General features: G+C 44.3%; 15 protein-coding genes. 6 read left to right on the top strand and 9 right to left on the bottom strand.

Translation table 11 applies throughout. The features are described from left to right. Nucleotides 1–38 precede the first annotated feature (38 nt). Nucleotides 39–1,640 carry an ArnT family glycosyltransferase gene (locus tag QH73_RS24630; protein ID WP_039713120.1) on the top strand — a complete coding sequence of 534 codons (1,602 nt, stop codon included), beginning with the start codon at nucleotides 39–41 and terminating at the stop codon, nucleotides 1,638–1,640. A 198-nt stretch (nucleotides 1,641–1,838) separates the two neighbouring features. On the opposite strand, the gene QH73_RS24635 is transcribed toward QH73_RS24630, so the two are convergent. Further along, a complete protein-coding gene (locus QH73_RS24635) occupies nucleotides 1,839–2,216 on the bottom strand; it encodes a hypothetical protein (protein ID WP_165587779.1) in 378 nt (125 codons plus the stop codon). A 731-nt stretch (nucleotides 2,217–2,947) separates the two neighbouring features. On the opposite strand from QH73_RS24635, the gene QH73_RS24640 reads away from it, so the two are divergent. Next, nucleotides 2,948–4,837: a chloride channel protein gene (locus QH73_RS24640; RefSeq protein WP_052289714.1), complete on the top strand. Its 1,890-nt coding sequence runs from the start codon at nucleotides 2,948–2,950 to the stop codon at nucleotides 4,835–4,837. Nucleotides 4,838–5,237: 400 nt separating this feature from the next. On the opposite strand, the gene QH73_RS24645 is transcribed toward QH73_RS24640, so the two are convergent. Beyond that, complete coding sequence (locus tag QH73_RS24645) at nucleotides 5,238–5,639, bottom strand: AbrB family transcriptional regulator (protein ID WP_015156902.1); 402 nt, start codon at nucleotides 5,637–5,639, stop codon at nucleotides 5,238–5,240. Nucleotides 5,640–6,207: 568 nt separating this feature from the next. Between QH73_RS24645 and QH73_RS24650 the strand changes: the two genes are divergently transcribed. Then, entirely contained in the window at nucleotides 6,208–6,651 is a 444-nt protein-coding gene (locus QH73_RS24650; protein WP_039713119.1) for an Rrf2 family transcriptional regulator, read from the top strand. 99 nt (nucleotides 6,652–6,750) lie between these two features. After that, the gene (cbiB, locus tag QH73_RS24655) at nucleotides 6,751–7,743 is read left to right on the top strand and encodes an adenosylcobinamide-phosphate synthase CbiB (protein ID WP_052289897.1); all 993 of its coding nucleotides are present in this window, start codon (nucleotides 6,751–6,753) and stop codon (nucleotides 7,741–7,743) included. Between the two features lie 77 nt (nucleotides 7,744–7,820). Here cbiB and QH73_RS24660 read toward each other — a convergent pair whose 3' ends face one another. The 5 genes from QH73_RS24660 to QH73_RS24680 all read right to left on the bottom strand — a co-directional run bounded on the left by QH73_RS24660 (nucleotide 7,821) and on the right by QH73_RS24680 (nucleotide 11,014). After that, nucleotides 7,821–8,501: an urease accessory protein UreF gene (locus tag QH73_RS24660; RefSeq protein WP_039713118.1), complete on the bottom strand. Its 681-nt coding sequence runs from the start codon at nucleotides 8,499–8,501 to the stop codon at nucleotides 7,821–7,823. A gap of 35 nt (nucleotides 8,502–8,536) precedes the next feature. Further along, nucleotides 8,537–8,971: an urease accessory protein UreE gene (ureE, locus tag QH73_RS24665; RefSeq protein WP_039713117.1), complete on the bottom strand. Its 435-nt coding sequence runs from the start codon at nucleotides 8,969–8,971 to the stop codon at nucleotides 8,537–8,539. Nucleotides 8,972–9,074: 103 nt separating this feature from the next. Continuing rightward, nucleotides 9,075–9,560, bottom strand: a complete 486-nt coding sequence (locus tag QH73_RS24670; protein ID WP_039713116.1) for a DUF4168 domain-containing protein — start codon at nucleotides 9,558–9,560, stop codon at nucleotides 9,075–9,077. 107 nt (nucleotides 9,561–9,667) lie between these two features. After that, entirely contained in the window at nucleotides 9,668–10,660 is a 993-nt protein-coding gene (gene holA / locus QH73_RS24675; protein WP_039713115.1) for a DNA polymerase III subunit delta, read from the bottom strand. 147 nt (nucleotides 10,661–10,807) lie between these two features. After that, on the bottom strand, nucleotides 10,808–11,014 hold the full coding sequence (locus tag QH73_RS24680; RefSeq protein WP_132867525.1) for a hypothetical protein: 207 nt from the start codon (nucleotides 11,012–11,014) through the stop codon (nucleotides 10,808–10,810). On the opposite strand from QH73_RS24680, the gene QH73_RS24685 reads away from it, so the two are divergent. Together QH73_RS24685 and QH73_RS24690 are read left to right on the top strand one after the other, a co-directional pair. Continuing rightward, complete coding sequence (locus tag QH73_RS24685) at nucleotides 10,997–11,653, top strand: precorrin-8X methylmutase (protein ID WP_052289713.1); 657 nt, start codon at nucleotides 10,997–10,999, stop codon at nucleotides 11,651–11,653. The two genes, QH73_RS24680 and QH73_RS24685, sit on opposite strands and share 18 nt — an antisense overlap. A gap of 38 nt (nucleotides 11,654–11,691) precedes the next feature. Continuing rightward, nucleotides 11,692–12,939, top strand: coding sequence for a bifunctional cobalt-precorrin-7 (C(5))-methyltransferase/cobalt-precorrin-6B (C(15))-methyltransferase (locus QH73_RS24690; RefSeq protein ID WP_039713114.1), 1,248 nt, complete (start codon nucleotides 11,692–11,694; stop codon nucleotides 12,937–12,939). Between the two features lie 244 nt (nucleotides 12,940–13,183). Here the strand turns inward: QH73_RS24690 and QH73_RS24695 are convergent, their stop codons facing one another. Together QH73_RS24695 and QH73_RS24700 are read right to left on the bottom strand one after the other, a co-directional pair. Next, entirely contained in the window at nucleotides 13,184–14,077 is an 894-nt protein-coding gene (locus QH73_RS24695) for a CPBP family intramembrane glutamic endopeptidase (RefSeq protein WP_052289896.1), read from the bottom strand. 51 nt (nucleotides 14,078–14,128) lie between these two features. Continuing rightward, the gene (locus QH73_RS24700; RefSeq protein WP_015156891.1) at nucleotides 14,129–14,542 is read right to left on the bottom strand and encodes an AbrB family transcriptional regulator; all 414 of its coding nucleotides are present in this window, start codon (nucleotides 14,540–14,542) and stop codon (nucleotides 14,129–14,131) included. Nucleotides 14,543–14,845: the final 303 nt, after the last annotated feature.

A 14,845-nucleotide genomic window follows, 5' to 3' on the forward strand; every position in this document is an offset into this window, starting at 1 on the left:
TACTCTATTGACACCTAGCCTTGAGTATTAAAACTTAGATGCGTCGTTGGATATTGACTGGGGATAATGCTAAGAATTGGAAATCTCAGCTGCATAGCCGAGCCGATTGGTTATGGATTTGGGGGCTGCTCTTGGCAGCACTACTTCTATATACTGCAAACTTGGGTGACTTACCGCTGCGAGACTGGGATGAAGGTACGGTGGCGCAAGTCGCAAGAGAAATATGGCGATCGCCTGCAAACTGGCTTCACCCAAAAACTATAGGCGGCGAACCTTATTTAAATAAGCCACCTCTCATGCATTGGCTGATCGCTCTCACCTATACAATTGGTGGGGTGAATGAGCAGACATCTCGTTTACCAGGGGCATTACTAACTGCGCTTGGCGTACCAATTTTATACAGTATTGGACGAGAAATCTTTCACTATCGCACGCCAGCGATTTTCTCTGCTTTAGTTTACCTAGTCATGCTACCCGTACTACGTCACGGCAGGCTGGCAATGTTAGACGGTGCGATCGTCAGCTTTTTTCTATTTACAGTTTGGTGTTTGTTGCGATCGCGTCGCAATCTGCGCTACTGCTTGGGCGTAGGCATCGGTTTAGGATTGATTGGACTGACTAAGGGTATGGTAGGGCTATTACTCGGAGCGATCGCCCTCTTATTTCTCTTTTGGGATACGCCCCGCTTGTTAGGTAGTTGGTATTTGTGGAGTGGAATCGCGATCGGGAGCTTGCCTGTAGCTGCATGGTATGCTGCTCAGTGGTGGCAATACGGGCATCAGTTTACCGATCGCGCTGTCGTCGATCAGTCCCTCAGCCGGATTTGGCAAGCAGTAGAAAACCACCAACATCCCCCCTGGTTTTATTTGCTTGAAATTCTCAAATACTGCTTCCCTTGGTTAATCTTTTTACCCAGCGGTCTGCTTCATACCTGGAATCATCGTAATTGGAGTTGGGCAAAACTGATCTTGGTTTGGGGTGGAGGTTATTTGCTAGCAATCTCCTTGATGGGAACTAAACTACCCTGGTATGTTTTACCAATTTACCCCGCGATCGCTTTGGCTGTAGGAGTCCAGTTAACTCAGTTTTGGCAGCAAACCTATCCAGCTAAATATCCCCGCTACGCGATCGCATTTTTAACTTTACTAGCGGTGGTGACGTGGGCAGCCAGTTTCTACTATAGTCCTTGGAATAACGATCCAGACTGGGAATTACAGTGGATTTTAGCAGCAGTAGCAGGCACGATGACTTTAAGTGCTTGGTTAGCTGTGAGGGGAGAAAGACAATTTTTAGCCGTACTCCTTTGGGGAATGTATGTTGCCCTGCTACTCTTCGTCACCTCTCACCACTGGGTTTGGGAACTAGCAGAAGCCTATCAAGTCAAACCCGTAGCTGCTCTCATTCAAGCTCGCACACCACCAAACCGAGAAATCTATACTTCCTTTGCCTATAACCGTCCTTCCTTAGATTTTTACAGCGATCGCCGCGTCATTAGTAGCAGCTTTAGCCAACTGCAACAACGTTGGCAGCAACCACATCTATATTTACTCCTAGATCGCCCTACCCTAGAACGTTTAAAGCTACCAGCGATCGAACCCCTCGGTCAAGCCTCTGGCTGGATGCTAGTTACAAGGGAGTAGGGAGTAGGGAGTAGGGAGTGGCTAGTGGCTGGTGGCTAGTTGTATTGACACATGACGTTAGCCGAACTCGATCCTCTACCCAAAAGCATTTGACCAGCATAATCTTGAACTAACCTTGTGTGTGATTACAGCTAGTAGTAAAATTCTTCATCTAGTCACTAGTCACCAGCCGCTAGTCACTGATAACTGATAACTGACTCAATTCGCCATTTCCTTCACATCTTCCACCAATCTGTCCCAGGGAGATTGTTGTTTGTTGAGACTATCTAGACTGAAGATACTAATCCCTAACAAAAAAATACTACCCGCAGTTAAGACTGCTACAGGACGTTTGAGCGAACCAAGGTCGCGGATGATTCTTGCCCAAGGTCGGCTTTGACGACGTAGCGCGTGTGCTACCATAACCTGCTTTAAGCAATGGGGGTCGCGAACGTAATGACCGCTCCAACTAACAACTAGTTTTTCTTGACAATAAGGACAGGTAAAAAGCCCGCGATTACCTTTGATTGGCTTGAGCTGTTCGGTACGTTGACAAATCGGGCAAGTGAGAGAGTGGTTTCCAGTGTGAGTGTTCATCAGCGATAACCTAATGCGTCGAACCTGGGGAGCGTGATAAATAGTTGGCATAAGCAATTTAAAACTGCTAATTCCAGCCAGTAAAGCGATCGCGATCGAACCAAACTAAAAATTTAGCTTTTGTCCACAAGTCGAGGGTGAAGACTGGCGGATGCAAACCACGACAATAGGTAGCTTCTGCCAAATTTTTTTGACAAAACTGGTAAAAGTATATACCAGCCGCTCTGATATTAGTCCCTATCTTTGAGAGTATTTGGGGCTTTACGAGTTTCTTCACGCCTAGAGCGTTCGATTACGTGAATCTATAAATTTCTATTTTTTCTATCTTAAACGCTAATTCAATATATTGTTTGATCTTATATGCATACTGAAAATAGTTAACCTAAAAGCTAGATGGTGTTTGTTGTCATTTGTCATTTGTCATTTGTGAGTGGCTAGCCGCCAGCGCTCATCGTTACTACTCACTACTCACTACTCACTTTTTTAACCATCGCTCGCTTGTCATTTGCGGTTGCCTATGACGAACGAGAGAGGATGAGGGATTGCTAATTAGCTCTCGATCTACATTTAAGCACTCTTATAACTCTTTTTCGAGCGCGATCGCACTTGCTTAGCAAAGCTTCTTAAATAATCCCAACTATCTACTTGTCTGGCTTCAGAAAGATCGCTGAGAATGAGTAATAGTAGATTGTGAAAAAAATTTAACTTTATTTTTCGTTTTTTATCTCTAAATGACCGATCGTTCCCTGCCTGAGGTGAGTCAGCCACAATCTGGCGGGCTTGCTGCTACTTCTAACCCTATTGCCCACATTCTCAATCGCTTTCAGCCTTCTCCAGAAGCCGTTGTCTTACTTCTGGCGGTATTGATTGGCGGTGGTACGGGTATGGGTGTAGTGACATTTCACTATTTAATCGAACTCGTTCACTACGTTGCTTTTGTTAATTTGATGGGAACGCTCTCCGCTTGGGGTGCGTGGACGATTGCTCTGGTTCCAACTCTGGGCGGATTCATTGTCGGATTGATGCTGGCGCGCAGGCAAGATTTCGGCCCTGGGCTGTCTTCTTTAATTGCTGCTGCTTCTGGTAGTGCCACGCGACATGCTATTTTGCAGCGACTCCAGCCTGTAACCAAGATGGTAGCTGCTTCTGTATCTTTGGGTAGTGGTGCTTCGCTCGGTCCTGAAGGTCCCAGTGTCGAAATTGGCGCTAATTTTGGCGTGTTACTCGCTCACGTCCTCCAAGTCTCGCAAGAACGCCAGCGTCTACTTTTAAGTGCAGGGGCAGCAGCAGGTCTGGCAGCGGGTTTCAACGCTCCCATTGCAGGAGTATTTTTTGCTCTCGAAGTGGTGTTGGGAACGACATTTGCTAATTCGGCTGTCAGCGTCGTCTTGCTGGCAGCAGTTGTATCGGCGCTGGTTGCCCAAATTGGTTTGGGAGGACAGCCAGCTTTTGCTTTACCTGTATACGAGGTTCGCAGCCCCTTAGAGCTACCACTCTATGTCGGCTTGGGAATCGCTGCTAGCGTTATTTCAGTCGCCTACACTCAATTACTCATTTGGGGACGAGCCTGTTTTCGCGGACAAGTTAAGGGTTTTGCGTGGTTGGGTCGAGTTCCTTTACCAATGCATCCGGTGATTGGTGGTGCTTGTGTCGGCTTAGTGGCTTTGCTCTATCCGCAGATATTAGGCATTGGATACGAAACCATAGAAGCTATGCTTCAGGATGTCGAGTTTTCTTTGCTGCTATTGTTGATTCTGCTGGTACTGAAGCTTGTAACCACGGCGATTAGTATGGGTAGCGGTTTGGTTGGCGGGGTTTTTGCTCCAGCAATGTTTCTCGGTGCTTCGTTGGGGGCAGCTTATGGCAAAATTTTAGCGGCATTGCTGCCACAAGTTAGCACGTATATGGCGGGTCCGCCAGCTTACGCAATGGTGGGGATGGCAGCTGTACTCGCGGGGAGTGCTAAAGCTCCTTTAACAGCAATTCTCTTATTATTTGAATTGACGCGCGACTATCGCATTGTTTTACCGTTAATGGCTGCGGTAGGCTTAAGTGTCTGGTTAGTAGAACGGCTGAAAAAAAGCGTAACTCCTGAATCTAGCGCAAATTTACAGCAGTTGAATTTGAATTTAGTTGGGGACGAAGATCGAGAAATTGTACAGCAAATATTGGTAAGGGAAGCAATTTATGAATCGCCTCTCATGTTGCCAGATTCTATGTCTGTATCTCAAGCAGGTTTATCCATGACTAACGCTCATTGTCGTAGTGCTTTGGTGGTCAATCCCGAACTGCAACTAATAGGAATTGTGACTTTAGAAGATATTAATCGAGCGATCGCAACTTGGGAAAATGCCGATGCTCGTTTGGTCGATATTTGCACGACCGATTTACTTTATGCTTACACGGATGAACCTTTATCTGAGGCTCTATCTCGAATGGGAGCCAGGGGGTTACATCAGTTACCAATTGTCGATAGAGATAAGCCAGAGCAAGTTTTAGGCTTACTCGAACGGGAACAAATTGCTTTAACATGTAAACTAGCAACAACTCGCAAAGCGCTTCATCCTTATCTCAAAGTTTCGCTACCTGTAGAAGAATTAGCGTTGCCAAAAAGTGAGTAGTGGCTAGTGGCTAGTGAGTAGTAGATTTAATCGTCAACGCCCTGTCGATCGCAAATTGAATTTGCGATTGGTAATATAGTGGCGGGCTTTATCAGTTCTAGTCAGGAAACCTTAACAATAAATTGCTTGCCTCTGGCGGAAAGTTTGTTAAGCTGCGTTTCTCCAATGGGAACTCGATAAGTACCCGCCTAAGTAACTGCATAAAGTTATCGCGCTACTACAAGTTGAACAGCTTAGTTTTTCACCCGCTAGCTTTAGTTTACGGGTGAAAAACTAACTCTGCAACTCTCAAAAAGCGCTTTTCTAGCAAAACTTGAGGTACTGTTTGCTGGTGATAAAATTGAGCTTGAAGTCTGACGAAATAGCGGATTGATTTGGAGGCGATCGCGTCTCCTAAATCTCAGGCTGTAGCCTCTACGTCTTCTTTTGCTCCATCTATTTGCTTGAGATGAATGTGTTTTTTCCCCAGAGTGATGACAAATTCATCTCCTTGTTGTAAACCCATTTGCTTCGTATATGCCGAACCAATTAGCAAATTACCGTTCGATTGAACGCTAATGCGGTAGCTGGCACTACGTCCGCCACGCCCATTCGAGTTAGAAGTACTATCTAATTCAATACCTTCCGCATCTATTAGCGCGTTGAGAAACTTCATCATATTGACACGCTCTACACCATTTTTGGTAGTCGTGTAGTAGCCGCATTCCTTTGCCTTTTCTTCTTTACTCAGGCTATCTAGCTCTTTGACTTTCTTGAGCAGTGCTTCTCCGGCTAGAGGCTCGATCTTTTTCTTTTTATTCATCAACTTAGTTTTGTTTTGACTGGAGCAGGTGGTTTACAGTTTTGATTGCCAGCTAACTGAAGCTATGATTTAGTTTAATTTAGCTTTATATCAGCTTAGCTAACTATAATACACTGATTATAGTGATTCTTTCAGCTTTTCGAGCTGAATTTTGAAAATTTTTTTGATTGAAAATAGTATGAATCATTCTAATAACTGTCCGAGCTTTGTCAATCCCCGAGCCAATCGAATCATCCCGAGGAAATAGCATCGGCAAAAACTGACTGAACTACTGTTGGTTGTGTAGTAGCGATCGCGATCGCCATCTTCGGGAAAAATTATTCGTTTGGGAACGATTGATGTTCGTCTATTTATCTACCCTCAGTAGGTAATTAAACTGAAAAATTGCTCTAACCGAAAAGACAACTACGTGATTTTTGCTGCACGCATCAATGTGTAAAGCAATTTTCTCTAAATATAAAAAGAGCGAGAATAGAAGTCGTAAGTCGGGTATTCGTAAGTTGTAAGTAAAAAACCTCTTTACTCTTGCCTCTTGCCTCTTGCCTTGGTGATAATTGATAACTGAGAAATGAAACTGACAACTAGGGGTCACTACAGCGTTAAAGCATTGCTCGATCTGAGCCTGCAACCAAATTACACTCCGGTAGCAGTTAAAGCGATTGCCACTCGGCAAGAAATTCCTGCTCCTTATTTAGAGAAATTACTGATTGAAATGCGACGAGCAGGATTAGTAACATCGGTGCGAGGAGTCCAAGGAGGATACAAATTAGCGCGATCGCCTGCGGCAATTTCATTAGGTGAAATTCTTGCTGCTGTGGGCGAAACCATCGAACCTTTGCCCCACCATCAGCCAGAACCAGGACAAGCAGAAGATTGGGTCACTTTTACGCTCTGGCAGCGATTGCATCAAAAAATGAGAGAAGCATTGTATAGTATTACTCTTGCCGATCTCTACTACGATGCCCGTAGTTGGCAAGCCGCTCAAGGAGAAGAAACAAATTTTGTTGTTTAGAAATGTTGACAGTTGACAGTTGACAGTTATCAGTTATCAGTTATCAGTTATCAGTTATCAGTTGACGGTAGTTATTCTTCCTTGTCTCCCTTGTCTTCCTTGTCTTTCTTTTCTGCCCTATCTCCGACTCCCGACTCCCGACTCCCCCTATTCATCGCCGCAGTTTTAGACTACTTAATTGGCGATCCTTGGGGTTTTCCACATCCGGTGCGGGTGATGGGATGGCTAATTTCTCAGTTTAATTATTTTGCATTCAAATATTTGAGATCGGAGCGATCGCTCTACTGGGCGGGTGTAGTTTTAGGTTTGGGATTAATTCTTGGCAGCGGTGCTGTTAGCTGGTTAATGGTGTACGCGGCTAGCCAAGTACATCCATTACTAGGTCTAGTTACAGATAGCATTTTATTAGCCAGCTGTTTTGCACTTCGCAGTCTCAGAACAGCTGCAGAAGATGTTTTGCAACCTTTGAAAGCTGGCGATTTGGTGCAAGCGAGAGCAAAATTAAGTCTTTATGTTGGTAGAGATACGCAAGAACTCTCAGCACCAGAAATTTTGAGAGCAGTCTTAGAGACAGTAGCGGAAAATGCCACTGATGGGGTCATGGCTCCCTTATTTTACGCGATCGCCTCTGCCTTCATACCATTTATAAACGTGGCGTTTCTGCCCTTGGCATACAAAGCAGCAAGTACTCTCGATTCGATGGTGGGATATCGAGAAGCACCATACACTCATTTAGGTAGATTTAGCGCTAGGTTGGAAGACCGATTGACTTGGCTGCCTTGTCGTTTAACAGTATTAACATTAGCATTGCGATCGCTTCAGCCTCTGTATGTGTGGCAAATGTGTCAGCGAGATGCAATTAAAGATCCCAGTCCGAATTCGGGTTGGAGCGAATGCGCCTATGCAGCCGTCTTAGGCGTGCAACTGGGGGGGACAAATTGGTATCGGGGAGTAGCCAAACAAAAGCCTCTACTTGGAGATGCAATTTATCCCATCACAGCCGAAAAGATCCAGCAAGCTCTACAACTGACAAGGTATTGTTTTCTCTTGTGGCTGAGTTTGGGAATCGGGGCGATCGCTTTAAGCCGCTGAGGGAAAGTCAAAAGTCAAAAGTCAAAAGTCAAAAGTTATAACAGATCGCTGCTCTCTGCTCCCTGCTATAAATACTATTAACTCCGAAATAAGCGTGTATATTGAGTTTCGTGAGCCATACTTGCCAGCGATAAACCCCAGCTACAACTACTTAACTCATCATCTGTTAAAACTAAAATCTTAGCAGTTGCATCAACTATATGAGCTTGTAAATTAATTAAAATCTGTTGTCCGGCAGTTTGTCCCAAGGGAATCAGCTTAATTCCAGCAGTGACTAGATTTGTCGCCCAACTATGTAAATAACCTAAAACAGCTGCATCTTGGGGAATTTGCCAGCAATGCGCCGCCACTCCAAAGGCGATCGCATAATTTGCTGAATGACCTACCGCATTAAATATAGATTCTAACTGTGGTTCAAGTTCCAACAACAACCGCACCAGCGATCGCCCCATTTGCCAACTAGAATTACGCAACTCTTCCGTTTCTCGCGCCGCCGATAGCCAACTATTCCAATAATTTAAATCTGTTAAATTGCCGACCGCAACAGCATTGTATGCCCTTACCACCATCGCCGCTTCAATCCGAATTGCGCCAAAATGCAATTCCCGTTCCAACCAATGTTGCAAACTTTTAGCATCTGCGATCGCCCCCCATTCTACCAGCGTTTCTATACCCTCAGAATAACTATAAGCCCCTACTGGTAAAGCCGGACTCGCCAACTGCAATAAATTGAGAATACTCAATTGCTCCACATCCAACTACAAATGACGAATGACAAATGACAAACGACAAACTAATGATGTCCATATGCACCAACTTCGGGCTGAAATGGAGCGTCTTCTTCTACTATCATGACTCCCAGATGTTCTAACATTGCTTGTAAAACTGGATCGGGAGATAAGCGAAGATAGTTAGTCCCAATTTCTAGGGGTACGTGACGATTACCCAAATGATATGCAGCCCTAAGTAAATCTAAGGATGTGGCTGCTGTGACCGTCAAGACTGGCTCTGATTTTGCCTTGACTAAAATTAAATATTCGCCATTATCCGATCGCAACATATCTCCATCCCGCAACACCGTTCCTCTAGGTAAACGTAAAAATACCGTTTCTCCTTCCTCAGTTTCAAAGCGATGGCGGCTTTTCGTCCGTTCCTCCGCCGTCAGCACCAAGGTGAAAGCATTGACAGCACTGTTAATAGCTGGTAAGCGATCGGTTATAGTTAACATCAGTTATCAGTTATCAGAGAGTAGGGAGCAGGGAGTAGTGACCAGTTAATTCTCTACTTACGACTTACGAATTACGAATTACGACTTACGAATTACGACTTCGTTAAGGACTACCTTGTAGTCGCAGCATTTCATCTTGAATTCGCTGTCTTAAATCGGGATTGTTTTGGACTGTTTTGGTAATTTGATTAAATTCTTCAAAAGAACTAAAGTATTTTTTCACAATTGATTCATACTGCGAGCAATATCCTTTGGCAATACTGCGAGCGTTATCTGGTAGGTTAGAGATGCTATCTTCGCGATCGCACGCAATGCGGGGTAACTCTTCAGAACCCATACTTTGTTTGAGATCGGTTAAAGCCGTTTGGCGGACTGGTTCTGCCTCCAAAACAGCTCTAGCATAATTGTTAACTTCTGCTTCGCTGAAGTCTTGGGCAGATGCGGCAGTGCTGAAGTTGAAATTGCTGAAGTTGTGCAGATTGGGCATTCCAGCAACTACACTCAACGCGCTAATTGCGCCAATAAGCAGCGATCGCGATAACATCCGGTTGAAGTTGGTCAGTAAATAGAGATAGCAAAATTTAGTCATATTTTATGTTGGCAGAAAATGTCATACCGGAGGCATCAGTTCTTTTGAATCATTTTCAGAGTTAGAAGTTCCAGCCATTTCTCCCTACGCTTTATTCCAGCTTACAGCTAGCTGTTAGATGATGAAAAAATCTGGCAAAGGGCAATCGCTTTTGTTTGCAACGTCGTTATTTGTTCTGCACCTTGTTTCAAACTCACTTCTAATTCCAGCAAGACGGGTAAAGCAGCGATCAGTTGCTGTGTAGAAATTTGCATCACTTCTCGTTTGAGAATAAATACTCGTTTAGGATTACTAATTTCTGCGGCTTGGGCGATCTGTTGTTCTGAGTTTTCGCCTCGTTCTAACATTAGCTTCACCCATAGCCAAGTTCGAAACTGCCCGATCAATGTCGCCACGATTTTTAGTACAGGTTCGTTGCGACCGATTAACTGCCCGATGAGGATCAGCGTTTTGTTTGTATCTCCCTGACGAATTGCTTCTGCTAGCTTTAAACTATTTTGAGTATTGACTTTAACCAAGTCTGCTACAACATTCTCGCCTATAGGTGGGGAATTCTCACCTGCATAGAGTTTGAGCTTTTCCAGTTCGTTATAAAGCAGTCGCGTATCATTTCCTACAGATTCAACGATCGCTTCTACTGCACTGGGAGTGAGCTTCACACCTAAACTTTGGGCGGCTTGCCGTACCTGTTGAAGCAGTAAATCGGTTTTCCACGGTGGAATCAGCGCAAATTCCTGTACCTTGGCATGTTCTTGGAAAAGTTTAGTCGATTTCAGCCTGCCATCCGGTTTATTGCGACTTGTCAGTAACAAAACTGAAGTCTCGGGAATAGCTGGTAGGGTGCGTTTTAGTTCAGCCAATAAGTCATCCGAACAATTTTGACAAATAGTTGTATCCACCAGCCACACAAGACGACTACCCATCCCAAATGGTGGTGTCATTGCTTGATTGAGTCCTTGAATTACAGCGTCGGGTTGTGTAGGCGGAATTTGCGTGTAGTTAAAACTCATCCAATTTGGATCGAGGACGCGATCGCGCAAATCATTAACTGCTTGTTGCAATGAAAACTCATCCTCACCCCAGTAGAAGTAGATTGGCACGGTTAGTAAGTCGTAATTCGTAAGTCGTAAGTCGTAAATCAGAAACTTTTTTCTTTCCTGTTCCTTGTTCCCTGTTCCCTAATAACTGACAACTGATAACTGACAACTGACATACTCTAGCATCTCGATTGCCTTGCATTGACTAACTCAAATTAGAAGTATAGTTTCAGTGGAGCCAACTTGTTTTATGGTGGAACTAGTATAGGTCAGCGATCGCTGATAACTGACACCGATCGCTCTATGGGCGGATTTTGAACGAAGATGATGGCTTAAGCCGTGAATCTGCTTGCTAAACCCGCCCCTACTACGACAACTGATAACTGATAACTGATAACTGTGAACGTCCCTATCCATCCCATCATGACGCAGAGTTTTGCGGTTATCGATCGCGAAATTGGCACGCACAAAGATAAATTTAGCCCATCTGAGTATGCGATCGTCAGACGGGTAATTCATAGTACGGCTGATTTTGAGTTTCAGCATTTGATTCGTTTTAGTCCCAATGCCATTGACGCAGGAATTCGGGCAATTCGCGATCGCGTGCCGATTATTACTGATGTAGGAATGGTGAAACAGGGTGTAGTGAATTTGCTCAGAAAAACTTTTGATAATCCACTTATTAGTGCTGTAGAAGGAGTTGAAGTAGCTCTTCCAGGCAAAACCCGCACGGAAACAGGATTAATCCAGTCTTATGAAAAGTTTCCTACAGCAATTTTTGCGATCGGTAATGCTCCCACAGCGCTTTTAGCTTTATGTCAAGAGTTAGAAAACGCCAGTGCGCTACCAGCTTTGGTAATTGGTGCGCCAGTAGGTTTTATCTCAGTAGTTGAATCTAAAGCTGCATTAGCTCGATCCCCAATCAATCAAATTCGTGTAGAAGGACGCAAAGGAGGTTCCTCCGTCGCCGCTGCGATCTTAAATGCTTTAATTATGCTGGCACTAGAACGGGAGTCGGAAGTCGGGAGTCGGGAGTCGGAAGTCGGAATTAACTGATAACTGTCAATTGACAACTGATAACTGATAACTGACAAATGACACCAATACACGTAATTGGCATTGGATTAGATGGAACTGAGGGACTGGTTGATTCAGTACGTCAATTGGTTGTGGAGGCAAAATTACTTGTAGGGAGCGATCGCCATTTAAATTACTTTCCCCACCACCCAGCACCGCGCCTGATGCTAGGAGATTTTACCGACGCGATCGCGCAACTTCGCCGTTGTTTAGCAGATGGTAAAGATGGTATTGTCATTTTAGTCTCGGGCGATCCGTTATTTTTTGGTTTAGGACGATTGCTACTTGCAGAACTCCCACCAGAACAACTAACTTTTCATCCCCACCTCAGCTCGATACAGTTAGCATTTAATCGGCTCAAAGTTCCCTGGCAAGATGCTAGAGCAATCAGCGCTCACGGGCGATCGCTCGATGAATTAATTCAGGCGTTGCAGCAAGGGGTAGAGAAGATTGCCGTATTGACGGATAAAACAAATAACCCTCATGCGATTGCCCGTCTATTAGTATCGCTAGATCTACGCGATCGATACCAACTTTGGGTATGCGAAAATTTGGGTGGCGAGGACGAAGTATGTCGAGAGATTAACTGTAACGTTTCTACAGACAATCTGTCTTTTGCACCTTTAAATATTGTTGTCTTACTCCGCCAATCCGAGCCAGAACTGCAACTGAACTTAGCCAACTTACCGCAACTAGGGATACCAGATCGTTTATTTCTCAGTTTTAGCGATCGCCCAGGATTAATGACAAAGCGAGAAGTACGTCTCTTAATTTTAGGCGAACTGGCGCTGCAACCCGAACAAATCGTTTGGGATATTGGGGCGGGAACTGGTTCGGTTTCGATTGAAATTGCTCGGTTATTTCCCACTAGTAAAATTTACGCAATTGAAAAAACAGCAGCTGGTAGCGCGTTAATTGCTCAAAACTGCCAACGATTTGGCGTAAAAAACGTTACCTCAATCCACGGTACTGCGCCAGAGATTTTACAAAATCTTCCTAGATGCGATCGCGTTTTTATCGGTGGTAGCAGTGGTAACTTATCCTCTATTCTAGACACCTGCTCCTGCTTATCTCCTAGCGGAGTTTTAGTCATAGCTCTTGCTACCCTAGAACACCTCAGCACGGCTCTAGACTGGTTTAAGCATCAAAATAACTGGGAATACCAACTATTGCAAGTCCAACTCTCCCGCTCCGTACCCATAGCGCAACTCACCCGCTTTGCCCCTCTGAATCCGGTAACAATTATCACAGCTAAACATCTTTAGCGATCTTCTTCGCGTCTACTCTCCGAGAAGCCACTTCGCGTCTTTGCGTCTTTGCGTGACATAAAAAATTGATACAAATAGTTTACTACGAAATAGCACCAACGATCGCTTTGCAGCATTTCACGGGCTTCTACATCAGCATTTGTACGAATACGCCTTATCAGAGTATATCTAGTCGTTAGATGCAGTTTTTCCCCAACCTATTGACAGCGATCGGTTATCAGTTAACAGTTAATCTTTGTATTTAAGCGTAAAAAACTCGATACAACCAAATAATCGTGCCTGTTGCGAGTAAAAATAGTAACCCTACAACACCAGCCAAAGGCTTGCCATATTTCCCCGTGACCCATTCTGCTACATTATCCGTATAAACTACGACTTGTAAGGTATCCAAACACGCGATCGCCCATACCCAACCCGCATGAAGTCCCCAAGCTAAACCCAAACTTCCATTGTCTACCCAACGGGCAAGTACCAACACCATACCCATTAACCACAGTCCAGGCAATTGTGGCAATGTTTCTTTTTGCTCCCAAACTAGATGTAACAAAGCAAAAATTAGACTGGAAATTGCAGCTGCCCAGCCTAAATAAAAGTCGCGTTCTAATTGAGTGAAAACGAAGCCGCGAAAAATTAATTCTTCCGTGCCGCTAATCCACACTGCTAATAGTAAAGTTAGCAGCACAACTGATGCAATTTGTCTAGATTTTTTTGGTTCGGATTGCTGCCATTTCACCCAACCAAGAGCTATTTGTCCAGCAAATAAACTAGTAATGCCGATCGCGCCAATTACAAAACCCACACCACTAGAAATTAACAGATGCCAATTCCAGGTGAAACCCCAATTAGTAAAAGGTACTGCCAAAATCTGGCTGGCTTGCCATAAAATCAAGGGCGCGATCGCGTAAAGTGAGGCAATCAGTGGTAATTTTTGTCCACTTGTAATTGGTTGAGACGGTCGCCATTTAATTGCGATCGCGCAGCCAATTGCTAGTGGTAGCCAGCAAGCAGTCCATACTAGAAAAAATTCTGTCACCTGTATCATCGATACAGGTGCAATTGTCTGGAATGACATTAAGATTTGGCAGTTATACGATCCGCGATTAGCACGCTTCAGATAAAAGTTGTCATCGGTCACTTGCCATCGATTGTTGGTGGCTAACCAATGATGATTGACCAACGACCATTTTTATTCGTCGTCTTCATCGTCTAAGTTATCGTCTCTACTTTTATCGCTATCGAGTTGAATTAGGTGAATGTGTTTGTAACCTAATTTAATCTCAAATTCATCACCTGGCTTTAAGCCCATTGCTTCGGTGTAAGTAGCACCAATCACAATTTGACCGTTTTTGTGTACGCTGACGCGATAGGTTGGTTCCCGTCCGCGACCGTCTTTTGGTCCTTCAGGACTCAGAGGAATGCCCCTTGCTGCGAGTAAGGCATCATAAAAATCGGTTAAATTGACGCGAGTTTGGCTGTTTTTTGTGACCGTATAATAGCCACAGGCTTTTGCTCTTTCTCGTCTAGGTAAGTTAGAAAGTTCTTTTACCTTTTGCAGCAATGCTTTTCCAGTTAATGGATGGGTTGCAGTTTCAGTACTCACGCTCCAAATATCCTTACGTTCTCCAAAGTGGGTAAAGTTTGCTTGACAGATATTGACTGAGCTGTTTGCTTTTTGTCTATCGTCAAGTTGCTCTTTGCTAGTCGCACATTGTTTGTGCGATTTTTTCAGTCATCAGTTACACTTTGTCAGTTGTAGGCTGTTGATTTGCCACTGACATGCGATCTTCGATCGCCGACTGCTCTGGCTAATTGCCAAGTAGCTAATCTCTTATTTTATAGAAGAAGTATGTCCAAATCTCTCCTGTTCTCCAAAAATTTTTTCCATAATTAGATACTACCCATT

It is taken from the genome of Scytonema millei VB511283 (assembly GCF_000817735.3).
In the GTDB taxonomy this organism is placed as follows: Bacteria; Cyanobacteriota; Cyanobacteriia; order Cyanobacteriales; family Chroococcidiopsidaceae; genus Chroococcidiopsis; species Chroococcidiopsis millei_B.